The organism is Halococcoides cellulosivorans (assembly GCF_003058365.1).
GTDB classification, from domain to species: Archaea; Halobacteriota; Halobacteria; order Halobacteriales; family Haloarculaceae; genus Halococcoides; species Halococcoides cellulosivorans.
In genome coordinates, this window is sequence record NZ_CP028858.1 from 1,238,551 (window position 1) to 1,262,519 (window position 23,969).

A 23,969-nucleotide genomic window follows, 5' to 3' on the forward strand; every position below is an offset into this window, starting at 1 on the left:
CGCGTGCAAAATCTATCCATCGATTAGCCAGCTATGAGTGATGACGTCATCGAAGTTCGCGGTGCCGAGCAACACAACCTCCAGGACGTGGATCTGACGATCCCGCGTGAGGAACTCACCGTGGTCACAGGGCTCTCGGGGTCCGGGAAGTCCTCGCTCGCGTTCGAGACCATCTACGCCGAGGGCCAGCGCCGCTACATCGAGTCGCTGTCGGCGTACGCCCGGAACTTCCTCGGCCAGATGGACAAACCGAACGTCGAGTCGGTCGAGGGGCTCTCCCCGGCGATCAGCATCGATCAGAAAAACGCCGCGAACAACCCCCGATCGACCGTGGGGACCGTCACCGAACTGCACGACTATCTCCGACTCCTCTATGCGCGCGCCGGCACGCCCTACTGTCCGGAGTGTGGCCGCGAGGTCGGCGAGCAGTCGGCCTCGACGATGGTGGATCGCATCCTCTCGCTGCCGGAGGGGACGCGCGCGAAGATCGCCGCGCCGGTCGTCCGCGACCAAGAGGGTGCGTTCGAAGACCTGTTCGACGAGTTGGTCGGTGAGGGGTACTCCCGGGTGGAGGTCGACGGCGAGACGGTCGATCTGACGGTCGATCGGCCCGCCCTGGACGAGAATCTCGCCCACTCGATCGACGTGATCGTCGACCGGATCACGGTCGACCCCGCGGCCAGAGCGCGGATCACCGACTCCGTCGAGACCGCTCTGGAGGAGAGCGACGGGCTCTGTCGTGTGATCCTCCCCGACGCGCCGGACCTGGACTTCGCGGGCACCCGGTCGCGTTCGACGGGCGACCTCGCGGACGACGACGAGCGGTTGATCGTCGATTTCTCCGAGGAGTTGGCGTGTACGCACTGCGGGATCGACTTCAGCGAGATCGAGACCCGATCGTTCTCGTTCAATTCGCCGCACGGGGCCTGTCCGGAGTGTGAGGGACTGGGCGAGACCAAAGAAGTCACCGACGACCTCGTCGTCACCGATCCCGAACAGCCGCTCAAACACGTCTTCGAGCCGTGGAGTTACGATCGAACGTACTACAGTCGACAGCTCGACAACGTCGCCGCGCACTTCGGGGTCGATCTCGACACGCCGTTCGCGGACCTCGACGAGTCGATTCGCCGGCAGTTTCTCTACGGGACGGACGATCTGGTCCACTTCGAGTGGACGACCCGGAACGGAACCCGCGAGAAGACCGAACGCTTCGAGGGCGTGATCCCCAATCTCGAACGCCGGTACGTCGAGACCGACAGCGAGGGCACCCGCGAGCACATCGAGGAGTACATGGCCACGACAACGTGCCCGGCGTGTGAGGGCACGCGGCTCAAACCCGAATCCCGGTCCGTGCTCGTCGCCGGCACGTCGATCGACGAGATCGGCGAGATGTCGATCGGCGAGGCCCGCGCGCATTTCGAGGATCTGGAGGCCGAACTGGACGAGCGCGAGCGGACCATCGCCGCGGAGATCCTCAAGGAGATTCGCGCTCGGTTGGGCTTCATGACCGAGGTCGGCCTGGAGTATCTCACGCTCGATCGTGAGGCCTCGACGCTGTCGGGCGGGGAGAGCCAGCGGATCCGCCTGGCGACCCAGATCGGGTCCGGCCTCGTGGGCGTGCTCTACGTTCTCGACGAGCCCTCGATCGGGCTTCACCGCCGGGACAACGAGCGCCTGTTGAACACGCTCGAAGAACTGCGCGACCTGGGGAACACCCTGCTCGTCGTCGAACACGACACTGCGACGATCCGCCGGGCCGACCGTGTCGTCGACATGGGGCCCGGCCCGGGTCGGCGCGGCGGGCGCGTCGTCGCGAACGGATCGATCGAGGAGGTGATCGACACCGACGAGTCGATCACGGGCGACTATCTCGCGGGGCGGCGGACGATCGACGTTCCCGACGAGCGTCGCGATCCCGATGGGACGCTCACGATCCGGGGCGCGCGCCAGCACAACCTCGGGGACCTCGACGTCGAGATTCCGCTCGGGACGTTCACCGCGATCACGGGTGTCTCGGGGTCGGGCAAGTCGACGTTGATGCACGACATTCTCTACAAGGGGCTCGTCCGGCGGATGAACGACACCGACGTGAACCCGGGTGACCACGACGCCATCGACGGCATCGAGAACATCGAGACCGTCCGGCTGATCGATCAGTCCCCGATCGGGCGGACGCCGCGATCGAACCCCGCGACCTACACCAACGTCTTCGATCACGTCCGCGAGTTGTTCGCGGAGACCGACCTCGCGAACCGGCGGGGCTACGACAAGGGTCGATTTTCCTTCAACGTCTCGGGCGGGCGGTGTGAGGCCTGCGGCGGGCAGGGCACCGTCACTATCGACATGAACTTTCTCTCGGACGTGGAGGTGCTCTGCGAAGAGTGTGACGGGCGGCGATACAACGATGCGACCCTCGACGTCACCTTTCGCGAGAAGACGATCGCGGACGTCCTCGACATGGAGGTCAGCGAGGCGCTCGACTTCTTCGACTCGCACCCGGGCATTCGACGGCGTCTCCAACTCCTGGAGGACGTGGGCCTGGGCTACATGCGCCTGGGTCAGCCGTCGACGACGCTCTCGGGCGGGGAGGCCCAGCGGATCAAACTGGCAGAGGAACTCGGCAAGCGCGACACGGGTGAGACGCTCTATCTGCTCGACGAACCGACGACCGGCCTCCACCCCGAGGACGAGCGCAGACTCGTCGACGTGCTCCACCGCCTGGTCGACGACGGCAATACGGTGGTCGTGATCGAGCACGAACTCGATCTGGTGAAAAACGCGGATCGCGTGATCGACCTCGGCCCGGAGGGCGGTGTCGACGGCGGTGACCTCGTCGCGCACGGCACGCCCGAAGCGGTCGCGCGCACGGAGGCGTCTCACACCGGGCGGTACCTGCGCGAGTTGCTCCCTCGGGTCGACCTCGACGGGCCCGCGGCGGACGATCGCGCAGCACCGCCGGCCGCCGACGACTGATCGAGCGGCCCGAATATATTCGACACAGGAGGGACTGGGGCAGTCCCGTCTGAGCACCCATGTCGACAGCGTTGGATGTAGACGGGACCGTCGATTCCGACGCGGTCGCCCGTCAGGTGTCCGCCCGTGCCGAATCGATCGAACGGACGCAGATCGATGTCGCGATGTCGAAACTCGACGAACAGCATCGCGAAACGGCGGTCGCGTTCACGGATCCAGTCGTCGAAGACCTTCTCGACGGTCCGCTCGACGCTCCCCGGCTGAACAGACTCATCGGTACCGACTCTTTTTCCTCGATGTCCCTGTGCTCGGTGCCGAAAAGGGCCGGGCCCGATTCTCTCGCCGGCACGTCTGCCGAGTGGACGCCAGCACCCCAGATTCTATATAGCGACATACACTTTATATACGCAATTTCGAACACAGTCGTGTGTCGTCATACCGTACAATCGAGCGCGACACTCGACAGAATCCGATTCTCGGACTGCCTTCTGAAGACTGATCGGGACTCCCGTTGGCCCATCGTCCGTACTACTCCCGAGTGACGTCGACCCGACCACAGAGTTTTGGCGATCGCTTTCGATGCTCGACTGAAAATGGAGAGAGCGTGGCACGCAGCAACCAGCGAGGAGACACTCGACGCTCTCTCGACGAGTCACGAGGGATTGAGCAGTGACGAAGCGGGGGATCGCCGCGACCGATACGGACCGAACACCATCGGAGAGGGCGACGTCATCAGTCCAGTCTGGATTTTCCTCCATCAGTTCTCGAGTCCCCTCATCTACATCTTGATCGGGGCTTTCGGGGTCACGATCGCGATCGGCCATTACGCCGACGCGATCGTCATCGCACTCGTCCTCGTGATCAACGCCGTCATCGGGTTCGTCCAGGAATACCGCGCAGAAAACGCGATGGCAGCACTCGCGACACTCGTGTCTCCGAAAGCACGAGTCCGTAGAGCGGGGCGCGTGTCCAAAATCGACAGTGCGGAGCTGGTGCCCGGCGATGTCGTGTTGCTCGAATCCGGCGACATCGTCCCGGCAGACCTCAGATTACTGAACACGACCGAGTTACGACTCAACACCGCGATCTTGACCGGAGAGTCCGCACCCGTCTCCCGTGCGACGGCCCCTGTCGACCCCGAGACGAGCGTCGTCGATCGGCAGAATATGGCGTACATGGGGACCACCGTGTCCTCGGGCCGGGGCGTCGGTGTCGTGGTCGAGATTGGTGAGGACAGTCAGATCGGGACGATCGCCGGGCAGGTCAGAGCGACCGAGCGCGCACCGACGCCGCTCCAGACACGGATGCACCGATTCGGCAACCGGATCAGCGTCGCCGTCCTCGGCCTCGCGGTCGTCTTGATCGCCATCGGGCTCTGGCAGGCGATCCCACTCGCGGACGTCTTCTTGCTCGCGGTCGCCACCGCGGTCTCTGCGATACCCGAGGGGTTGCCGGTCGTCATGACGGTCGCACTCGCCGTTAGCGTTCGCCGGATGGCCGGGCGGAACGCGATCATCCGGCGGCTTCCCGCCGTCGAGACGCTGGGTTCGTGCAGCGTGATCGTCTCCGACAAGACCGGGACGATCACCGAGAACCGCATGGCGGTCCAACGGCTGTGGACCGCCGACGGCGTCGTCGACGTGGGTGCCGCCGAGGATCCGGACGGCGCTTTTCACCAGCGCGACGGACCCGTATCGATCGAGTCCGGATCACCGGTGTACGACACCTTACTCGCTGCGACGCTGGCGAACGAAGCGACGATCGACGAACGCGACGACGGGTCGTTCGAACCGGTGGGTGACCCCACGGAAACCGCCCTTCTGGTGGTTGGCAGGAAAGCGGGTCTGGATCAGGACGAACTCCTGGAAGACGCCCCACAGATCGGTCATCTCCCCTTCGAATCTGATCACCGATACACAGCGTCCGCACATCTCGTCGAAGGCGCCCCCGTCACATACGTCAAGGGGGCTCCCGAGCGCGTCGTCACGATGTGTGAGACCATCGAGACGGTCGACGGGCCCGAACCAATCGAAGAGCACGACGTCCTTGCGCACGCCGACGACCTCGCCGGCGACGGCCTCCGCGTCATCGGGATGGCTCGTGGCGACGGCGACCTGACGAGCGGCGAGCCAGAGGGGTTGACGTTTCTCGGGTTCGCGGGGATCATCGACCCGCCACGCGAGGGCGTTCCCGAAGCGATCGACGCGTGCTATCGCGCTGGAATCGACGTCAAGATGGTCACCGGCGACCACGCAGCCACGGCGAAAGCCGTCTCCGAACAGGTCGGCATCGCGTCCGAACGTGTTCTCACTGGTGACGAAGTGGCCGCCCTCTCCGATGCGGAACTGACCGATCGTCTCAGGACGACGGCCGTCTTCGCTCGCATCGCTCCGGCACAGAAACACCGGATCGTCACGCTTCTACAGGCCGACGACGAGATCGTGGCCGTCACGGGCGATGGCGTCAACGACGCGCCGGCGCTGAAGGCCGCTCATATCGGGGCGGCGATGGGGATCACCGGCACGGACGTCGCGAAAGAAGCGAGTGAGATGATCCTCACCGACGACAACTTCGCGACGATCTACGCCGCCGTCGAGGAAGGTCGCACCGTCTTCTCGAACATCCGGAAGGCGACGACGTTCCTCCTCGCGACCGGGGTCGCGCTCGTGCTCGCGATCCTCGCCGCGTTCGGCCTCGCCGTCGGTGGTGTCATCCCGCGGGACGGGGCGGGCCTCTTTCCGCTATTGCTCGTCCCCGCACAGGCGCTGTGGTTGAACGTCGTCAACAACGGCATCCAGGACGTCGCGCTGGGGTTCGAACCCGGCGAGCGCGAACAGTTCGAACGCCCACCGTACCGCCCCGACGCGGGGATACTGTCGCGCCAACTCCTCGAACGGACGATCGTCGTCGGCATCTGGCTCGCCGTCCTCGCACTCGCGGTCTTCTGGTACGAGTTCACGCTCGGGATGACGCTCGGCTACGCCCAGACGGCAGCGCTGACCACGATGGTCGTTTCGATGGCGCTGTTTCTCGGGACCTGTCGGTCCGAATCCCGATCTGTGTTCGAGAAGAGCCCGTTTTCGAATCCGCTCCTCGTCGGCGGGACGATCGCGGCACTCGCTGTCCACGGTATCGCTATTCACGCTGGCCCAACGCAACTCCTACTCGGGGTCGAACCGATCGCTCTCGACACCTGGACCCGTATCCTCGTCATCACACCGACCGTCTTGGTCGTCGCAGAACTGCACAAACACTGGCGATCGGACTGAGCGGCCCCGATATCGGTGTGGACAGCGCTTGTACCGTGGGTATCGACCCCACCGTCTGGCAACGCCGCTGTGTATAGCGATATATGATTGATCTATCGTGACTGGGCCCGCGATGAGGGTCGAACCGAGCGAGCCCATGTATCGAGTCGAGTCATCGGTCCGTGATGGCGAGAACGATGCTCACCATCGCGGGAATCGACGTGGTGAATGGCCGATCGACCCGTTTTGACGCCATCCTGGAGGCCCGTCTTCGTCGTTCGAACCCCTGGGGTCACGTCCGGAAAACACCATCGCTCGGGAGAGGGCCATCGACACGTTCGCGTGCCCGATGTGCCTGAGTGGCCGACGGTCGCAGTCCCCAATGGCCCCACTATACAGAATAAAAGCACTTATTTTGAGTATCGGGACCAGTAAACTGCCTCTGAACGCAATCTATTTGCGTTTGTAGGCCCATATTATGGGCACGATGGTACCACAAAAAAGGATACGAAATTGCGGTCGCCATCACCACTCTCACCATCGCTCCGGAGGGATCTCTCGATGAGTGACGCGGACAGCGTGGTGAAGACGTACATGCCCGAAGCGCAGAAAGACGAGTGGCGCGACCACGCCGACGAACTGGACATGAGTCTCAGTGAGTTCGTCCGGACGATGGTCCAGGCCGGGCGGCGTGGCTTTCTCGACGACGTGGGGTCGACAGCCAAGAACGATGGCCTCGACGAACGGGTTCTCGCGGCGCTCTCGGAGGAGCCACGGTCCTGGGACGAACTGCGAGACCACCTCGTTACCAGCGTCGAAGACGACCTCGAAGCGACGCTGACACGGCTTCAGGACGACAGTCGTGTGCGATACAGCGGCCGGGACGGAGGGTACACGATCGTCGATGACGCCTGAGTTGGAGACCAAGGCGACACGATCGTACCTCGACGACCTCTCGGTGCAGGGCCGCAGCGATCGGACGATCGACGCGTATCGACGGGTGCTGGCGGACTACGAGGCGTTTCTGGATCGCCGGCACTCGGCCCCCGACGAGGCGACCTATCGTGACTGTCTGCGCTGGGTCGACTCGATCCGGTCCGATCACGCCGAGAGCACGGTCGCCACCTACGCCTCGTATCTCCACCGGTTTTACGCCTACATGACCTCGATCGGCGCATTCGACGACAACCCGATGTCGATGGTCGTCGAGGAGATGAGCGAATCGATCGATAGCGATCCCACACGCCGCGATCTCTCGATCGAGGACATCCGGGCACTGGTCGCCCGGATCGACCATCCCCTGGAGGTCGCCGTCGTGATGACGTTGCTCAAGACGGGGATTCGCGCCGGAGAGCTGTGCAACCTCGATCAGCGCGACCTGGTCCTCGCGGACGACCCGCGCGATGTCACGGTCCGTGGCCAACTCGAATCCCGCGAGGCGGCCCTGTACATCGATTCTCAGCCGTCTCGGGGAGCCACGACCAACGGCGAACGCCGCGACGAGTCCAACAAGCGCCAGCGAGACACGATCATTCCCGTCGACGACGAACTAAGCGGTGTCCTCCGGCGCTGGCTGGCGATCCGGCCAGACCCGCGAACGGCGGCCCGCCCGCTCTTTACGCGGACTGGATCGGGCTGGGGCACCCGCCTCCGTATCGAGACGGTCCACCGCATCGTGACCGATCACGCCGCTGCGATGGGGTGGTATCGCGACGGGGCGTCGGCGGGCGAGAACGTCACGCCACACTATTTCAGACACTTCTTCACGACGTATCTCCGGGATCGCACGGGTGATCGTGGGATCGTCCAGTATCTCCGGGGCGACGTCGCCCAGGACGTCCTCGACACTTACACGCACAACTGGGGCCAGCGGGTGCGTGAAGTGTATCTCGACGCGATCTATGCACTCGATTGAGGCGTTCTCCCGCCCGATACGGCAGTTATAAATCGCATATCGCTATACAAAAGCGACTATAGGCTGGCCGGGTGGGCCACTGATGCAGCCACACGCTGAGCCTACTGTGTGGGCGAGAGAATCCATCTCGACGAGGTCGGCGCCGTCTCCGAACAGATCTGCAAATCCGACGCGCGCCAGAAACGATACCAACTGAGCGACGGTGATCGGGAACCCACGAATGCAGAGGCCTGGTCTCGGGAGGCCGAGAATCCACGAGTGATCGATCGACCGGGATTACCGCCGGCAACGACTTCACGTTCGTCAGCTACCCTGGCGAGGAGTTCGCTTCGAGGCCTCCTGGGTCCTCGGCCCGTCGGTTCGTAACTTTGGACGATCCGAGGCGGAGTTCTCGGCTCCATATCAATCTCCCAGCCAGGCCTGTCGCAGTCTCTCGACCTCCACGTCGCTGATGGCCTGACTCGCACGGCGATCCGGCGTGGCATCGACACCGGAGCGTTTCGCGACGTGGACCCGGATCGCACAGCCCAGTTTCTGGTGACGATCGTGCTGAGCGGTCTGTTCCGCCGAGCGACGGCAGATACCGTCGATACCGAGGCCGTCAGGGCCGAAGTGGACGCGTACATCCAGTCGCGTCTCTTGGCGTAGAGCACGGTTCGACCCGATGGCCCGGTTGGGGTATGGTCACATATACCCTCTATCAGTTGAGAGCTTCGACGCGCTTAACCGCCCCGCGTGACTATTCTGGCGAGAATGAGCGGAGCCGTTGCGGTCATCGAATTCGTACTCACCGCCCACGCGTACAACGAGACCCCGAGTATGGACCCGGACGACCTCCCCCCGGCCCACCGTGCGGTCTACTGGGACGGCGGCGAGATCGAACGTCCGCTGACCCCGAGCGTCGAGGGCGCTCGCGAGGCGACCGGCGTCGAACAGCCCTGGGAGACCGTCGCAGAGCTGATGTTTACCGACTACGACGACTTCAACGACGTGCTCTCCCTGACCGACGCCGAGATGGCCGACGAGTGGCTTCTCGAACGCATCAGGGCCGACGACCTCCGAGCGAATCCGGTCCTCGCACGTCGGTACGAAGCGGAGTTCGACGCGATCGACTACGAGGAGGTCCGCGATCAGGCGCGCCCGGCCCGGGCCGACCGCGTCTGGATCGATACGCTTCTCGAAGAGTACTTCGACGAGGAAGAAACCGAGGAGATGCTCGATCTGGTGGACATCCGCGCGCCCGAAGAGGTCGATATCCGGATGGAGCATCTCGTCCTCACCGAAGACCAGGAAGACGAGATCAACAAGTTGGTCCAGGCGATCGAACATCGCGATTACCTCGCTCGCATCGGGTTGCGCGAGATCGGGAAACTCCTCTTCGTCGGCCCGCCGGGCACCGGGAAGACCTCGGTCGCCCGCGCGCTCGCCCACGAACTCGACCTCCCCTTCGTCGAAGTGAAGCTGTCGATGATCACCTCCCAGTATCTCGGTGAGACGGCCAAAAACGTCGAGAAGACCTTCGAGGTCGCCAAGCGCCTCTCGCCGTGTATCCTCTTCATGGACGAGTTCGACTTCGTCGCGAAGACCCGCTCCAGCGACGAACACGCCGCGATCAAACGAGCCGTGAACACCCTCCTCAAATCTATCGACGAGGTGAGCCTGATTCAAGATGAGGTCCTCCTGATCGGCGCGACCAACCATCCCGACCAGTTGGACGCTGCGGCCTGGCGGCGCTTCGACGAGATCGTCAACTTCCCCAAGCCCGACCCCTCGATGCGCTCCGATATCCTCCGGATCGTCACGCGCGATATGGAGATCGACGACTTCGATCCGGACGCGCTGGCGAACGTCACCGAGGGACTGACCGGGAGCGACCTGCGACTCGTGCTCAGAGAGGCCGTCCTCGAAGCGCTCACCGAGGATCGGACCACACTCACACAGGACGACCTCGAAGACGCCGTCGCGAACTTCGAAGAGCGTGACAACTTGAAGAACCTCGATATGATCGAGGGCGATCACGACGCGCTCGTCGCCGGCGGGACGCCGGGCGAGCACGACCACGACCACGATCACTGATCGACGGCGATCTGTCCGGTCGCCAGCGTCCACCGACCCACCAGACCGGCGGACCATTTATGGGCCGTCGCTGGCAACACGGAGGTATGGTCCAGTGTGAGATGTGCGGGGCGGCGACGGCGGATCCGAAGACGATCAAAGTCGAAGGGGCCGAACTCGAGGTGTGTGCGGACTGTGTCGACTTCGGCACCGAAGTCCGGACGAACACCGGGTCGAACACGTCGACGAAGTACTCGACCAGTTCCTCGTCGTCCGAAAGCAACTCGACCACCACGACGACGAGTTCGAGCAGTAGCGGTGGCGGCGGCACAGGCCCGGACATCTTCGACGACCTCGACGAACTCGCCCAAGATTACGACGAGCGCGTGCGCGAAGCGCGCGAAGCCGAGGACCTTAGTCAAGAGGACCTCGCCAGTCAACTCAACGAGAAAGCCAGTTTGATCCGGAAGATCGAACGTGGCGAGACACTGCCCAGCGACGACGTCCAGCAAGAGCTCGAAAGCGAGTTGAACATCGACCTCTCGGCGGGCGGATCGGGCGCCGACGAGGACTGGGAGAGCAGTTCCGCAGCGAGCGGAACGACACTCGGTGACGTCGTCGAGCGCAAGGAGTAGTCCGACACCGACAGGGCGTCGCGACCGTCTCGAAACCTATTTTCCTGCGGACGGCGGGGATCCGACTGGATGTTCGTTCTCGTCAACCTCAAGACGTACCCGTGTGACCCGATCGCGGTCGCGACCGCCGCGGCCGACGTCGCCGACGATACCGGCGTCCGCGTGGGCATCGCCCCGCAGGCCGCCGACATCGCCCGCGTCGCTGAGACCGGTGTCGAGACCTGGGCCCAGCACGTCGATCCGATCGACTACGGGTCGAACACCGGCCACACGCTGGCCGAGACCGCTGCCGAGGCCGGTGCGACGGGCACGCTGATCAACCACAGCGAGCACCGCCTGAAACTCGCTGACATCGATGGCTCGGTTCGGGCCGCCGAGCGCGCGGACCTCGAAACCTGCGTCTGTGCGAACAACCCCGATCAGATCGGCGCCGCGACCGCCCTCGGCCCCGATTCGGTCGCCGTCGAACCGCCGGAACTGATCGGCGGCGACGTTTCGGTCGCGACGGCCGACCCCGACATCGTCACCGACGCCGTCGAGGCCGCTGGCGCAGTCGACGAGTCGGTCGACGTGTTCTGTGGCGCGGGCATCTCGACGGGCGACGACGTCGACGCCGCGGGCGACCTGGGCGCGACGGGCGTCCTGCTCGCCAGTGGCGTCGCGAAAGCCGACGATCCCCGGGCCGTCCTCGAAGACCTCGTCGACCCGGTCGCCTGAAACGACTACCTGCCGCCCTGACGGGCAGCTATCGCACCATCGTAATGAGCAGTTTCGTCCGCTCTGTCGCGTCGACGGCGTGGGGTACCTCCGCCGGCATCAACATACTCTCGCCCGCTACGAGGTCGTGCTCGTCGCCGTCGAGTGTGATCGTCACCGTCCCGTCGAGCACCTGGACGAGCGCCTCGTGTGGGGCGGTGTGCTCGCTGAGCCGTTCGCCAACGTCGAACGCGAACACCGTCAGCGTCGCGGATTCGCGGTCGATCAACGTCCGGCTGACGACCGCGCCGTCCTGATAGTCGATCAGGTCGTCGAGCGCCAGTACCTCGCCAGCGATGTCGTCGACTGCGTCGGTCACGAGCGGGCTTCGGCCCCCAGGTCCATGAGTCGTCGGGGGAACCTGTTCGGGTCGTCGGCAGTGCCGCTGCCGCGATCAGAGCGTTCAGGCGCCTAGAGGGCGTAGCCCTCTCTGTGCCGGACGGGCACCTCCCTGGCGTCGACACCGGGACCGACCGGATCGTCGCCCACGTCGACATGGACTGTTTCTATGCGGCCTGTGAGCGACGCCGCGAGCCCGAACTGCGAGGCGAACCCGTCGTCGTCGGGATGGGCTACGAGTCCGGATCGTCGGGTGGTGTCGTCGCGACCGCGAGCTACGAGGCCCGTGCGGTCGGCGTCGAGAGTGCTCAGCCCATCGAGACGGCCCTCGATCGTCTGCCGCGACGAGGAGGCGAGAGCGACACCATCGAGAGTGACGCGGACAGCGAGACCGACGCGAGCGATGCGAACATCGAGACCGGCGCGGACGGCGACACCGACGCCCCAACCGGGATCTACCGGCCGGTCGATCTGAACTACTACGAGTCGGTCAGCGACGAGGTGATGGCGATCCTTCGGGAGCGCGCCGACCGCGTCCGTGCCGTCTCGATCGACGAAGCGTACCTCGACGTGACCGATCGCACAGATTGGGACGACGTCGCGGGCTTCGTCGACGACCTTCGAGCGGCAGTCGACCGCGAGGTCGGTGTGACCGCGAGCGTCGGTGTCGCGCCGACGATGAGCGCCGCGAAAGTCGCGAGCGATCGCGACAAACCCGACGGCTGTACCGTCGTCCCGCCGGGGTCGGTCCGGGAGTTCTTCGCGGAGCTGGACGTCGAGGCGATCCACGAGGTCGGCCCGACGACCGCGCGCGAACTCCGCGAGATGGGCATCGAGACGGCGGGCGATCTGGCCGGCGCAGACGTCTCGACGCTCGAATCGAGATTCGGGGAGCGCGGACGCACGATCTGGCGCTATGCCCGCGGTGAGGACGACCGCCCGGTCGAACCGATGGGCGCCCCGAAGAGCTTCTCGCGGCAGTCGAGTTTCGCAGCGTCGACCGCCGATTCCGAGCGGCTCCACGACCGTCTGGACGACCTCGCCCGCGCGGTGGGCGATCGCGCCCGCCACCGTGACGCGCTCTACCGGACGATCGGGGTGCGTGTGGTCACGCCGCCGTTCGACGTGCACACTCGCGAGCGCAGTCTGCCCGGCCCCGTCGCGGATCGCGATCTCCTGGTCGAGACGGTCCACGACCTCGCCCGCGAGTTCGAGGGGGATCGGGTCCGCAAGGTCGGCGTCCGCGTGTCGAATCTGTCCTTCAGCGAGCGCGAACAGACCGCACTCACGGGGTACGGGGGCGGCGGCGATCGACGCCGGCCACCGCAGCGCTCACTCGCGGACTTCCGAGACGGGTCGGACGATCACCTTTAGGGGCTCGGCCCCGCGAACGCGGGTATGGACGTCGGCATCGTCGGCCAGACCGACAAGCCACGCGTCGCTGACCTGGTCGACCGACTGATTACGGTGATTCGAGACGCCGGAGCGGCCCCGATGGTCGAGTCGGTCACGGCGTCGATCGTCGGCCCCCACCGGGACGACGTCGCACGGATCGACCACGCCGATCTCGATACCTGCGATCTCGTCGTCAGTCTTGGTGGGGACGGCACCTTTCTGCACGCCGCTCACGGCGCCGGAACGACGCCGATCGTGGGCGTCAATCTGGGGACGGTCGGGTTTTTGAACGCGATCACGCCCGAGGAGGCGACCGCGACCGTCGAAGCCATGATCGTAGACTGGCGGGCCGACGCGCTGACCGTCCGCGAGCGCCCCCGCTTGCGCGCGGAGACGCCCGACGGATCGCTCCCGCCGGCCGTCAACGAAGTCACCGTTCGTGGCCGGCGTCGCGGCCCCGGTGGCCGATTCGATGTCGCGATCGCGGTCGACGGCGACGCGTATCACACTGCTCGTGTCGACGGTGTCGTCGTCGCGACACCGACCGGGAGTACGGCGTACAACCTCTCGGAGGGCGGCCCGATCGTCCACCCCGATTGCCCGGGCACGATCGTCACGCTCCAGGCCGCCGAGCCAGGGATGCCCTCACTGGTGGTGCATCGCGACCAGACGGTCTCGATCACGGTCGAGGCGGCCCCGAATGTGGCCGCAGTCAGCGACGGCCGCCGATCCGAGTCGTTCGACCCGCCCGTGACGGTCGATCTCCGCCAGGACGGCCCCACGCTTCGTATCGCCGGCCCAGACGACTCGTTTTTCGACGGCCTCGACAAACTCCGGTGAACGGAGTTCTCGATCCGTCGATCGATACGCTTTCCGGGGTGGGTCGCCAGCGATCGGTCGATGACCGAGGAGTTCGAGGTCGTGCCGGCAGTCGATATCGAAGACGGACGAGTGGTCCAACTGGTCGGTGGCGAGCGCGGGACCGAGACGGCCTATGGCGAACCCAGCGAGGCCGCCGAGCGATGGATCGAGGCCGGGGCGGAGCGACTCCATCTCGTCGATCTCGACGGCGCGTTCGACGGCGAGCGCGCGAACGCCGACGCGATCGACGCGATCGTCGACCGCGTCGACGTGCCCGTCCAGATGGGCGGCGGGATTCGACGGCGGTCGGACGCCGCCCAGTTGCTCGACTCGGGCGTGGATCGGGTCATTCTCGGGACGGCCGCGATCGAGACGCCCGAACTGGTGAGCGATCTGGCCGCAGAGTATCCCGACGGTGTGATGGTGAGCCTGGACGCGAGCGCCGGCGAAGTCGTCGTCGAGGGCTGGACCGAGGGCACCGGGCTGAAACCGATCGAGGCCGCTCAGACGTTCGCAGCGAAGGGTGCAGCGGCCATTCTGTTCACCGACGTCGACACCGAGGGGCGGATGGACGGCGTCCGCGCCGATCGGGTCGCGGAACTGGTCGAAAGCGTCGACGTGCCCGTCATCGCGAGCGGCGGCGTTGCCGATCTCGACGACGTTCGCGCGCTCGCAGCGGCCGGTGCGGCGGGCGTCGTCGTCGGGACGGCGCTGTACGAAGGCGCGTTCGAACTGAGCGAGGCTCAGGGCGCCGTTCAGCGCTCCTGAAGCGTGACTTCGACGGCGGCGTACGTCTCGAAGAAGGGTTCGAACCCGCCGGAGTGACTCCCGACGGCCCGACGCTCGCCGTCGATTTCGACGACCAGACTGTTCTCTGTCGGGAACGCCGTCGTCGGGTCTCCGACGAGGCTCTGGCGAACCTCGACGATCGGAATGTCGTCGTGGTGTTCGCGGTCACCGGACTCGACGTTCTGGACGACGAGGTCCGCCGCGAGGTCGTGGCCCTCCATCTGGTGGAGCGCCGCGTTCGTCACCGAACTCCGGAAGAACCCGTAGGTGTGAGGGAGTGGGTCGGGCGCGGAGATGAACTCGGTGTCGCCCATCGGCCAGACGTTGCTCATGATGTTGCCGAGAAAGCCCCCGGCGATCGTCGGCATCGTAAAGGAGAGTGCGCTCTCCTCGCCGTGACGCCCCGAGAGCACCGCATAGGGCCCGACGACGCCCCGCGTTTCGTCCGCGATGACCGTCACCGGCGGTTTCGCCGACCAGGTTCGAAGCACACGCGAGACCTCGCCCGGATCGTCGAGGTCGTCGAGCGTCGAGGAGACGCCCGGCGGGACGAGCATGAGATAGACGATCACGCCACGGTCGACGGCATCGGAGAGCACGTCTTTCAGTTGGGCGAACTCCGTCGCGGGGACGACGACGAACACCTCGCCGTCGGCGGTCTCGATCGCTGACCGGGCGCGTCGGCGGACCGTCGATCGCGAGCGGACGATTTCGAATCCTGCAGGTTCGTCGCCGCCGCCGTAGGCGTCCTCGATCGCGCCTTCGAGGTCTTCGATCTGCGCGGTGAACTCGGCGCTGACCTCGTCGGGGGGTCGGGCCCGGACGGTCGTCGGACTCGTCGACTCGTCGATGGTGACGAGTTTGCGATCCGAGAGCGTCTGGACCACGTCGTAGATGTAGCCCGTCGAGACGTCGGCGCTGTCGGCCAGGTCACCGGTCGTCTTCGTCCCCGATCGCAAGACGGCGAGGTAGGCGTCGATCTCCTTTTCTGAAAGGCCGAAGGTCGTGAGGTGCTGGCGGATGATTGCGGCGGTCATGATTGATTATCTTTATTATTTCAGCAAAATATTTTTCCGTGCTGGGAACGTGTGCCCGATATGCCCGATACTCGCGAGTCCACCGGTCGGGACGCGTCCGATCGACGGTGGACGGTCGCCATTCTGGCCTTCGTCGCGCTCTCCGGTCTCGGGATGCAGATGCGAGGGGCGCTCATCCCCGAACTGCAGAAAGCCGGCCAGTTCGGTATCGGTGAGGGCGTCGCCGGACTGATCGCTCCGGCGGGCACGCTGGGATACGTCGTGACCGTGCTCGTCGTCGGAGCGATCGCGGGTCGACTGGCCGCGCGGCGTACCATTCTGGTCGGACTCGCCGTATCGGCGGTCGGCGTCCTCGGCATGGGGCTGGCCCCGGGATTCGGCGTGTTTCTGGGACTGCTCGTGGTTCGTGGGCTCGGAACCGGCGTCGTCCGCGGGCTGGATCGGCCGATTCTGAGCCATTTATATCCAGAGGCACGCGGGCGCGTGTTTAATCTTTATGACCTGGCCTGGGCCATCGGGTCCGCACTCGGTCCGGTCGTGATGAGCGTTGCCATCGGCCTCCAGGGCGCAGCCATCGTCTATCGCGGTGCGTCGATCAGCGTCGGCCCGGTCGACGTACTCACCGCGGGCCAGTCACTGCTTTCGGGTGGCTGGCGACTCGCCTATCTTGGGATGTTCGTCGGATTCGTCGTCCTCATTCTCGGGATCACGAGACTCGACAGCCCCTCGATCGATCAGGAGCGCGCACTGGACTGGGACGCCGTCCGCGAGTTGGCGCGCGTTCCGGCGGTCGTCGCGACCGTGCTCGCACTCGCCTTTCACACCGGGCTCGAAGGCGCGCTGTTCATCTGGTTGCCCACGTTCGGCATCCAGGTCAGTGACCTCGGACAGGCCCAGGCGAACGTCCTGTTGAGCGTGTTTACGGTCGCGTACGTCCCGGGGCGGGCCTTCTATACGATCACGAGCGAGCGGTTCGGCTACGGCCGACTCGTGGTCGCTATCGAACTGCTCGTCCTCCCGGTGTTCGTCGGGACCTTCTTTTTCGCAGAGGGGTGGGCCGTCTTCGCCGGCGTCGCCCTGCTGGGTGCGCTCGTCTCGGGGGTCTTCCCGACGGTCGTCGCGTTCGGGACCGAGGCCGCCCCGGAGTACAGCGCACCGATCAACGCCGTCTCGCTCGCGACCGGGTCGATCATGCTCGCGGTCGTCCCGGTCCTCATCGGCGTTCTCATCGGTCAGGTCGGCATCCGTGCCGCGTTACTCGTCCCGCTCGCGATGAGCCTCGCGGTCGCACCGGTCGTCCTCGCTGGGTTGGTCGCCCGCGACGGGAGTCTCCGGGCGGCGCTCGCGGCCTGATAGGCTGCCGGGATCCACACCGTCTAACCGTTCCAGGGCGAAACGTGAGTATGCAGAACGCGGGCTGGCAGGCGGGACTGGGTCGCGTCGAGCGGGCGATACTCGAACAGTACCAGAGTGGCTGGCCGGTCGTCGAGCGACCCTTCGAGGCGATCGGTGCGGCCGTCGACGCCCCCGAACCGGCGGTGAGCGCGGCCGTCGAGGGCCTCCTCGATCGGTCACTCGTCCGCCGGGTCGGGCCCGTGTTCGACCCGCCGCGCATCGGTAGTTCGACGCTCGCGGCCGTCCGCGCTCCCCCCGACCGCGTCGACGCAGTCGCCCAGACCATCGACGCTCACGACCGGGTGACCCACGATTACGAGCGGGACTCCGAGTGGACGCTCTGGTTCGTCGTCACCGCGGGGTCACGGGACCGTCGCGACGCCGTCCTCGCAGACATCGAGCGCGAGACCGGCCTCGAACCGCTCGTCTTGCCCATGCAAACCGCGTATTACGTGGATCTGGAGTTTCCCGTGCTGGGATCGGACCCGCTCGCGACCGGCGAGCGCACGACCGTCGACCCGACACCGATCGACGCTCACGCCGCCGACGATCTGACGCCGCTCGACGAACAGATCATCCTCGCGAGCCAGGACGGCTTGCCCCTGTCGACCACGCCGTATCGAGACCTCGCGGAGACGATCGACGCCGACCCCGACCGCGTCCGGGCCCGCCTCGACTGGATGCTCGATCGTGGCTACGTCAAGCGGATCGGAGCGGTCGTCGACCACCGAGCGACTGGCTTTACCGCCAACTGTATGGTGGTCTGGGACGTTCCAGCGGCCGCCCTCGACGACGTGGGCACGACATTCGGCGCGGATCCCGCCGTGACGCTGTGTTACCACCGCCCACAGCGGCCCGCCCGTGACTGGCCCTATTCGCTGTTTACGATGATCCACGGCCGCGATCGGGCAGCGGTCGACGCAAAAATCGACGCGCTCGACGCGTCGGTCCCGTACGGTCACCAGCGCCTCTATACCACGGCCGTCCACAAACAGACCGGCGCGCGCTACGAGGGCCTGCTCGACTGACTCAGAGTCTGGAGCGCGTCACTCGCGGTCGGCTTTGAACTGGGGCGAGCCGTCCTCGTGGAGACGGCGTGAGACTCGCGCCACGTCGGCCTGGCGGTCAGCATGCAGCGCTTCCAGCCGATCACGGAGGCCGTCGTGCTGGCGAGCGAGGATCTGGACCGCCGACAGCGCGGCGTTGTAGGATTTGCCCGCGTCGACGGCGACGATCGGCGCGCCCTGGGGCATGCCGATCACCGAGGGGAGCGACTTCTCCTGGACGGGGACGCCGATCACCGGCAGCGGGTAGGCGATCGACGCCGTCATGTTCGGCAGGTCGGCGGACTTCCCGCCCGCGCCCGCGATGATCACGTCGATCCCCCGGTCGGCGGCGGTCTCGGCGTACGTATACATCAGTCCGGGCGTGCGATGCGCCGAGACGACGAACGTCTCGAAGGTGAACCGGTCAGCGGGCGGATCCGAATAGCTAGTTTGCTCGGCAAAGCCCAGCGCCGTCAGCGCGTCGTAGGCGCCCTCGCGGCCGGTCTCGGAGCCAGCCATCACGTCGAGATCCGAATCCGAACCCATGATGATGCCGATGTCGGGCGTCACGGCGGGGTCGCGATCGCGGTCGGCCTCCGCACGCAGGTCAGCGTCCAGTGCGTCGAGCGGTTCGGGTGTCATGGGCGAGACTGACCGGGCGGCGATCAAAACCGTTCCCTTTCGGTCCGCGTACGCACGGTCCTCCGGACCGCTCGTGTTCCACGGTCCTCCGGACCGCTCGTGTTCCACGGTCCTCCGGACCGCTCAAGTCGCTGGACGCCAAAGCCCGACCGTGTCTGCGCTCGATTCGGCTCGTGTCGTGCTTCGTGACCTACTCGGTCGTGGTGACGATCGACCACTCACCGAGCGCGTTCGGGATCTCGACACTGGCGATCGCGTGATCGCGATCGTCGGGTGTGAGGCCCTCAGCGGTGACGTTCGAGCGACGCGGCCCGACGCGGCCGTGATCGAGACGAGCGAGCGGCCACTCGTGTTTGCGGTCGAAGGCGACGACGTCCTTGCGATCGAGCGCGATCCCGAACGACTTCGCGGGCGGGTCGACACCCTCGACGTGCTCTAACAGCCTTACTCGAACGAGAGCGAGTCGCGATGGTGGCGGATCCGATCGAGAGCGAGGTCCGGTTCCATACCAGCGTCGTCGACCGTCGTCAGGTGCCCCATCTTCCGCAGGGGTCGAACCTCCCCTTTTCCGTACCAGTGGAGCGCGACGCCCGGTGCGGCGAGCACGTCGTCGACGCCCAGTAGCGTCGCCGGGCGGGACTCGCCCGCACCGAGAACGTTCGCGCTGACGGTCGTGGCGCGCAGGTCGGTCGCGCCGAGCGGCCGGCCCGTCACCGCGCGGGCGTGCTGTTCGAACTGCGAGGTGATCGCGCCCTCGATCGTCCAGTGTCCGGAGTTGTGCGGGCGTGGGGCGACTTCGTTCAGCAGGATCTCACCCTCGGAGGTCTCGAAAGTCTCGACACCGAAGACGCCACGCCCGTCGAGTACGTCGAGGACGCGTTCGGCAACGTCGGCGGCCTGATCGCGTGTCTCCGCACAGGTCCGCGCGGGCGCGACCGTCTCGCGGAGGATCTCGTCCTCGTGGATCGTCTCGGTGACGGGGAAGGTGTCGCGCTCCCCGTCGCCCTGGCAGGCCATCACGGCGAGTTCGCGTTCGAAGTCGACGAACTCCTCGATCATCGCCGGGCCGGCCACCGCGTCGAGCGCCTCGGCCACCTCGCTGTGGTCCTCGACGAGGACGTTGCCACGCCCGTCGTACCCGCCACGCCGGGCTTTCAACATTGCGGGCGTGCCGAGTTCGTCGAGTGCGTCGCGGGCCGATTGCTCGCCGTCGACGGCCCGGAATTCGGGGACCGGGATGCCTGCGTCAGCGAACGCCTGTTTTTGCTCGAATTTGTCTGCGATCGTCGCGAGCGTGCTCGGTTTGGGGTGAACCGGCGTCCCCGTCTCCGCCTCGATCGTCGCGAGGGCCCCCTCGTCAGCGAGTTCGATCTCGTAGGTCAGCACGTCGGCACGCTCGGCCACCTCGCGGATCGCGGCCTCGTCGTCGAAGTCGGCAACGATGTGATCGGTCGCGACGGGGGTCGCGGGCGCGCGCGGTGTAGGATCGAGAACGACGACGTCGATACCGAGCGGACTGGCCGCCTCGGAGAGCATCCGGCCGAGTTGGCCACCGCCGACGACACCGAGCGTCGGCCCGGGAGTCGAGAGTGTCATGCGCGCGGTTGCGAGGGCGGCGATAAAAGCCGACCGAAACGGGGCCCGGTCAGACCCACGCCGGGTTCGGTGGTGCGTCCAGGCCCGCCGCGTCGAGCGTGGGCTCGTGGAAGAACATCACGAACGGATCGGCGCTCGGGTTGTCGGGTGACGACGCGCGTAGCCGATAGGTCGCGCTGACGTACTCGTCGGTCGTCTGGCGGACGAACTGGTCGTCGGCACCGTCCATCGTGACGATCACCGGCACGTCGTTCTCGATGGCAGTCTGGAGCCCACCCGACTCCACGTGGCATTCGAGGGCCGGATCGGGGTAATAGAAGTACCACCCGAGCGGGAGCGTGTCCCACCAGCCACCGTCTCCGTCGCCGTTCCGGCCCATACACAGCGGTCGGGTGTACCGATAGGTGTCGAGATCACCGACGATACCAGAACCGTACAACACCACGTCGGTGCCGTCGTTTACCTGGACCAACCGGTCCATGGTGTCCATTCCCTGGCGCATCTCCATGTCGGCGGGTTGGGCGTACTGAACGAGCGGGTCGTCGTCGGGTACGGGGTCGATGAAGGCCGCGTTCACCCCCGTCGTGGCCATGTAGCCCCCGGACGCGAGGACGAACACGACCGCCAGGCCGACGCTCAGCGCGTCGTGGTCGAGATGCGCCGACCACCCCGCTCTGATGACGGTCCCGAGACCGATCGCGGCGGGGATCGAGAGTGGGACGAGGACGTGTGTCGCGATCCACGCCGCCTCGATGTCCATCCCGGCGGGGTAGCCGACGATCGATGCCGCGCCCGCATAGGTCAACATGGTCGGGACGACCCAGTGGTCACGCCCGGCGAACCGAAGCGCGACGAACCCGATCAGTGCCGCCGCGAGCGTCGGCCAGGTGTACTTGCCGAGGACCTGTAGGAAGAACCCCGCATGGTCTTTGTACTCATCCGTGAACGCTGGTTCGTCGTCGGCGCGGTCCTCACCTACCGCCGGGAGCCACTCCTGGTACTCGCTGATCACCCGGTCTGTGGTGTGCCCGATCATCTCCGTGAACTTCCACTCGACGACGCCATCGAGCGCCCCCTGTGGCCTGCCCGGCAGGACGTTCATCGGTTCGATCTCCCCCGGGTAGACGTTCGGGATGTCCGTCACGCCCTCCCAGAAGCCCACGGTGTCACCGACCGGATACTCACCGGTATCTGAGGGTGGGTTCACGCCAGCCATACCGGCCCCGCGCGGCGCGAACATGAACAGCAGGACGAACAGCAAGACGACGATGGCGAGCATGACGTCTCCGGCGTAGCGAGCGGCGTAGTACTCCCCGACCGGGACGGTCAGCTCCGGAATCGAAGCGTCTGCGACCTCGCCACGGGACCGACCGACGGCGACGGCCCGCTTTCGCATCCCGCCGAGAAGGTGAGCCCGTACGTCCCGGCCGCCGAGGACGGCATCGACCGGGCCAGCGGCCATCGAGGGGAGCGACTCGCTCAGGCGATCGGTCTCGACGCGGTGAAGCAGTTCCCGGACGACGAGATGTCCGAGAATCAGACCGAACCCGCCGACCCACGTCAGGGGATAGAGAATGCCGTTCTCTTTCGAGGCCAGCCCGAATCCCGCGAAGATCGCAGCGACGTAAAAGTACTCCACTCGACCGGTATCAGCGAGTTTGACGAGTGCGCCGAGCGCGACGAACATGAACGTCGCGACGAGCAGATCGCTCCGCATGAACCGCGAATAATAGAGGAGAATCGGGCTGATCGTGAGGATGATCGCGGCGATGAGGACCTCGTGATCTCTGAGATGGTTGCGATAGAGCAGCGTCCCGACCGGGAGCAGGCCGCCGACGATCGCCACCGGCAACCGCATGGTGAAGTCGTTCGCGCCGAAGAGGTAGAACACCCAGCGGCCGACGTGCTGGACGAACGGGCCGTGGATGATGTGTCGATACTCGAAGTGCCCGGTGTCGAGGAAATGCAGCGTCCAGTGAGCGACCCGGCCCTCGTCGAAGTGGGCCGGACGCGCGCCGAGCAAGACGATTCTGGCGATCAGACCGACGATCGCGATCGCGACCACTCCCAGCACGATCGGATCGCGATCGGCCAGAATCGGCGGCAGACGGCCCTGGAGCGCTTGCCAGCGGTCTTCGATCCCCCGATCGAGAGCGTCACCCATACACATACCAGACTGGTCCTGCCTAAGAACGGTTCCGGTTCAGGACGGCGTTCGAAGACGGGTCACAACGATTACGGGTGGCCCTGTGATAGTCTGCGTATGGCCGATCACGCTCGACTCGTCGTCATCGGATCGGGGATCGCCGGACTGACCGCCGCGATCTACGCCGGCCGATCCAATCACGATCCACTCGTGCTCAGCGGCGACGAACCCGGTGGACAGCTCACGCTCACGACCGATGTCGAGAACTATCCGGGTTTTCCCGACGGCGTCGATGGGACCGAACTCGTCCAGCGCATGCGCGAGCAGGCCGAGCAGTTCGGCGCGACCGTCCGATCGGGCCGAGTCGCAGACATCGACGCTTCCAGCCGACCGTTCCGACTCGAACTCGTCCACGGCGACGTCATCACCGCCGACGCCGTGATCGCCGCGAGCGGGGCGAGCGCACGCACGCTCGATATTCCCGGGGAGGAGGAGTTGATGGGGTTCGGCGTCTCGACGTGTGCGACCTGCGATGGGGCCTTCTTCCGTGGCGAAGACATGGTCGTCGTCGGCGGCGGCGACGCCGCGATGGAGGAAGCCGCCTTCCTCACCAAGTTTGCCGACACGGTCACGCTCGTCCACCGCCGCGAACAGTTCCGCGCCGAAGACTACTGGATCGATCGTATCGAGGACCACGTCGACGCGGGCGACGTCGAGATCATGCGAAACACCGAACTGACGGCGATCGAGGGCTCAGAGGAGGCGGGCGTCGATCACGTCGAGATCGTCTCTCATCCCGAGGGCCACCCCAAGCGCCGCCAGGCCGACGGGGAAGTGGTCGACGAGGACACCCTCGACGTGGGGGCGGTCTTCGTCGCGATCGGACACGTCCCCAACACGAGCTATCTCGAATCGACCGACGTGCGCCTCGACGACGCGGGCTATATCCACGTCGCGGGCGGGCGTGGCGGTGGCCAGACGGCGACGGACGTCGAGGGTCTCTTCGCCGCCGGCGACGTCGTCGATCACCACTACCAGCAAGCGATCACCGCGGGCGGGATGGGCTGTGAGGCCGCGATCGACGCCGACGCGTTCCTCGAAGACGAGTGATCGACCGGAAGGACCTTCCGACGCGACGGCA

Annotated in this window: 19 protein-coding genes; 14 read left to right on the plus strand and 5 right to left on the minus strand. The window is 65.9% G+C overall.

The window, feature by feature from the left end; genetic code table 11:
* The first annotated feature begins 33 nt into the window (after positions 1 to 33).
* The 7 genes from uvrA to tpiA all read left to right on the plus strand — a co-directional run bounded on the left by uvrA (position 34) and on the right by tpiA (position 11,543).
* The gene (uvrA, locus tag HARCEL1_RS06130) at positions 34 to 2,973 is read left to right on the plus strand and encodes an excinuclease ABC subunit UvrA (protein WP_108381677.1); all 2,940 of its coding nucleotides are present in this window, start codon (positions 34 to 36) and stop codon (positions 2,971 to 2,973) included.
* A gap of 593 nt (positions 2,974 to 3,566) precedes the next feature.
* Positions 3,567 to 6,242 (plus strand): cation-translocating P-type ATPase, encoded by a 2,676-nt coding sequence (locus tag HARCEL1_RS06140; protein WP_108381679.1) that lies wholly within the window; start codon positions 3,567 to 3,569, stop codon positions 6,240 to 6,242.
* Positions 6,243 to 6,782: 540 nt separating this feature from the next.
* Positions 6,783 to 7,136 (plus strand): DUF5805 domain-containing protein, encoded by a 354-nt coding sequence (locus tag HARCEL1_RS06145; protein ID WP_108381680.1) that lies wholly within the window; start codon positions 6,783 to 6,785, stop codon positions 7,134 to 7,136.
* Positions 7,126 to 8,136, plus strand: a complete 1,011-nt coding sequence (locus HARCEL1_RS06150; RefSeq protein WP_108381681.1) for a tyrosine-type recombinase/integrase — start codon at positions 7,126 to 7,128, stop codon at positions 8,134 to 8,136. The genes HARCEL1_RS06145 and HARCEL1_RS06150 overlap by 11 nt, the downstream gene beginning before the upstream one ends.
* 753 nt (positions 8,137 to 8,889) lie before the next feature.
* Positions 8,890 to 10,212, plus strand: coding sequence for an ATP-binding protein (locus HARCEL1_RS06155; RefSeq protein WP_108381682.1), 1,323 nt, complete (start codon positions 8,890 to 8,892; stop codon positions 10,210 to 10,212).
* Positions 10,213 to 10,298: 86 nt separating this feature from the next.
* Positions 10,299 to 10,826 carry a multiprotein bridging factor aMBF1 gene (locus HARCEL1_RS06160; protein WP_108381683.1) on the plus strand — a complete coding sequence of 176 codons (528 nt, stop codon included), beginning with the start codon at positions 10,299 to 10,301 and terminating at the stop codon, positions 10,824 to 10,826.
* Positions 10,827 to 10,895: 69 nt separating this feature from the next.
* Positions 10,896 to 11,543 (plus strand): triose-phosphate isomerase, encoded by a 648-nt coding sequence (gene tpiA, locus HARCEL1_RS06165; protein WP_108381684.1) that lies wholly within the window; start codon positions 10,896 to 10,898, stop codon positions 11,541 to 11,543.
* A 28-nt stretch (positions 11,544 to 11,571) separates the two neighbouring features.
* On the opposite strand, the gene HARCEL1_RS06170 is transcribed toward tpiA, so the two are convergent.
* Complete coding sequence (locus HARCEL1_RS06170; RefSeq protein WP_108381685.1) at positions 11,572 to 11,901, minus strand: cupin domain-containing protein; 330 nt, start codon at positions 11,899 to 11,901, stop codon at positions 11,572 to 11,574.
* Positions 11,902 to 12,014: 113 nt separating this feature from the next.
* Here HARCEL1_RS06170 and HARCEL1_RS06175 point away from each other — a divergent pair, with 113 nt between their 5' ends.
* From HARCEL1_RS06175 to hisA, 3 genes are read left to right on the plus strand one after another with little or no spacing between them, the layout of a single operon-like run.
* A complete protein-coding gene (locus HARCEL1_RS06175; protein ID WP_108381686.1) occupies positions 12,015 to 13,295 on the plus strand; it encodes a DNA polymerase Y family protein in 1,281 nt (426 codons plus the stop codon).
* A 24-nt stretch (positions 13,296 to 13,319) separates the two neighbouring features.
* On the plus strand, positions 13,320 to 14,156 hold the full coding sequence (locus HARCEL1_RS06180; protein WP_108381687.1) for an NAD(+)/NADH kinase: 837 nt from the start codon (positions 13,320 to 13,322) through the stop codon (positions 14,154 to 14,156).
* 60 nt (positions 14,157 to 14,216) lie between these two features.
* Positions 14,217 to 14,945 carry a 1-(5-phosphoribosyl)-5-[(5-phosphoribosylamino)methylideneamino]imidazole-4-carboxamide isomerase gene (gene hisA, locus HARCEL1_RS06185; protein WP_108381688.1) on the plus strand — a complete coding sequence of 243 codons (729 nt, stop codon included), beginning with the start codon at positions 14,217 to 14,219 and terminating at the stop codon, positions 14,943 to 14,945.
* Here hisA and HARCEL1_RS06190 read toward each other — a convergent pair.
* Positions 14,933 to 16,003 (minus strand): TrmB family transcriptional regulator, encoded by a 1,071-nt coding sequence (locus HARCEL1_RS06190; RefSeq protein WP_108381689.1) that lies wholly within the window; start codon positions 16,001 to 16,003, stop codon positions 14,933 to 14,935. The two genes, hisA and HARCEL1_RS06190, sit on opposite strands and share 13 nt — an antisense overlap.
* Positions 16,004 to 16,063: 60 nt before the next feature.
* On the opposite strand from HARCEL1_RS06190, the gene HARCEL1_RS06195 reads away from it, so the two are divergent.
* Both HARCEL1_RS06195 and ahbB read left to right on the plus strand, forming a co-directional pair.
* Positions 16,064 to 17,356: an MFS transporter gene (locus HARCEL1_RS06195; protein ID WP_108381690.1), complete on the plus strand. Its 1,293-nt coding sequence runs from the start codon at positions 16,064 to 16,066 to the stop codon at positions 17,354 to 17,356.
* Between the two features lie 44 nt (positions 17,357 to 17,400).
* Complete coding sequence (gene ahbB, locus HARCEL1_RS06200; protein ID WP_233357424.1) at positions 17,401 to 18,426, plus strand: siroheme decarboxylase subunit beta; 1,026 nt, start codon at positions 17,401 to 17,403, stop codon at positions 18,424 to 18,426.
* An 18-nt stretch (positions 18,427 to 18,444) separates the two neighbouring features.
* Here ahbB and purE read toward each other — a convergent pair whose 3' ends face one another.
* Positions 18,445 to 19,086 (minus strand): 5-(carboxyamino)imidazole ribonucleotide mutase, encoded by a 642-nt coding sequence (purE, locus tag HARCEL1_RS06205; RefSeq protein WP_108381692.1) that lies wholly within the window; start codon positions 19,084 to 19,086, stop codon positions 18,445 to 18,447.
* 151 nt (positions 19,087 to 19,237) lie between these two features.
* Here purE and HARCEL1_RS06210 point away from each other — a divergent pair, with 151 nt between their 5' ends.
* Positions 19,238 to 19,525: a hypothetical protein gene (locus HARCEL1_RS06210; protein WP_159077043.1), complete on the plus strand. Its 288-nt coding sequence runs from the start codon at positions 19,238 to 19,240 to the stop codon at positions 19,523 to 19,525.
* Positions 19,526 to 19,530: 5 nt separating this feature from the next.
* On the opposite strand, the gene HARCEL1_RS06215 is transcribed toward HARCEL1_RS06210, so the two are convergent.
* Together HARCEL1_RS06215 and HARCEL1_RS06220 are read right to left on the minus strand one after the other, a co-directional pair.
* Positions 19,531 to 20,682, minus strand: a complete 1,152-nt coding sequence (locus HARCEL1_RS06215) for a 5-(carboxyamino)imidazole ribonucleotide synthase (RefSeq protein ID WP_108381694.1) — start codon at positions 20,680 to 20,682, stop codon at positions 19,531 to 19,533.
* A 49-nt stretch (positions 20,683 to 20,731) separates the two neighbouring features.
* The gene (locus HARCEL1_RS06220) at positions 20,732 to 22,846 is read right to left on the minus strand and encodes a flippase activity-associated protein Agl23 (protein WP_159077044.1); all 2,115 of its coding nucleotides are present in this window, start codon (positions 22,844 to 22,846) and stop codon (positions 20,732 to 20,734) included.
* Between the two features lie 99 nt (positions 22,847 to 22,945).
* On the opposite strand from HARCEL1_RS06220, the gene HARCEL1_RS06225 reads away from it, so the two are divergent.
* The gene (locus tag HARCEL1_RS06225) at positions 22,946 to 23,938 is read left to right on the plus strand and encodes an NAD(P)/FAD-dependent oxidoreductase (protein ID WP_108381696.1); all 993 of its coding nucleotides are present in this window, start codon (positions 22,946 to 22,948) and stop codon (positions 23,936 to 23,938) included.
* Positions 23,939 to 23,969 lie beyond the last annotated feature (31 nt).

Coding starts and splice junctions, on each gene's coding strand:
- HARCEL1_RS06140 (WP_108381679.1), top strand. CDS start 3,567: ATGGAGAGAGCGTGGCACGCAGCAACCAGCGAGGAGACACTCGACGCT.
- HARCEL1_RS06155 (WP_108381682.1), top strand. CDS start 8,890: ATGAGCGGAGCCGTTGCGGTCATCGAATTCGTACTCACCGCCCACGCG.
- tpiA (WP_108381684.1), top strand. CDS start 10,896: ATGTTCGTTCTCGTCAACCTCAAGACGTACCCGTGTGACCCGATCGCG.
- HARCEL1_RS06145 (WP_108381680.1), top strand. CDS start 6,783: ATGAGTGACGCGGACAGCGTGGTGAAGACGTACATGCCCGAAGCGCAG.
- HARCEL1_RS06190 (WP_108381689.1), bottom strand. CDS start 16,003: ATGACCGCCGCAATCATCCGCCAGCACCTCACGACCTTCGGCCTTTCA.
- hisA (WP_108381688.1), top strand. CDS start 14,217: ATGACCGAGGAGTTCGAGGTCGTGCCGGCAGTCGATATCGAAGACGGA.
- HARCEL1_RS06150 (WP_108381681.1), top strand. CDS start 7,126: ATGACGCCTGAGTTGGAGACCAAGGCGACACGATCGTACCTCGACGAC.
- HARCEL1_RS06225 (WP_108381696.1), top strand. CDS start 22,946: ATGGCCGATCACGCTCGACTCGTCGTCATCGGATCGGGGATCGCCGGA.
- HARCEL1_RS06195 (WP_108381690.1), top strand. CDS start 16,064: ATGCCCGATACTCGCGAGTCCACCGGTCGGGACGCGTCCGATCGACGG.
- purE (WP_108381692.1), bottom strand. CDS start 19,086: ATGACACCCGAACCGCTCGACGCACTGGACGCTGACCTGCGTGCGGAG.
- HARCEL1_RS06220 (WP_159077044.1), bottom strand. CDS start 22,846: ATGGGTGACGCTCTCGATCGGGGGATCGAAGACCGCTGGCAAGCGCTC.
- HARCEL1_RS06180 (WP_108381687.1), top strand. CDS start 13,320: ATGGACGTCGGCATCGTCGGCCAGACCGACAAGCCACGCGTCGCTGAC.
- HARCEL1_RS06160 (WP_108381683.1), top strand. CDS start 10,299: ATGGTCCAGTGTGAGATGTGCGGGGCGGCGACGGCGGATCCGAAGACG.
- uvrA (WP_108381677.1), top strand. CDS start 34: ATGAGTGATGACGTCATCGAAGTTCGCGGTGCCGAGCAACACAACCTC.
- HARCEL1_RS06215 (WP_108381694.1), bottom strand. CDS start 20,682: ATGACACTCTCGACTCCCGGGCCGACGCTCGGTGTCGTCGGCGGTGGC.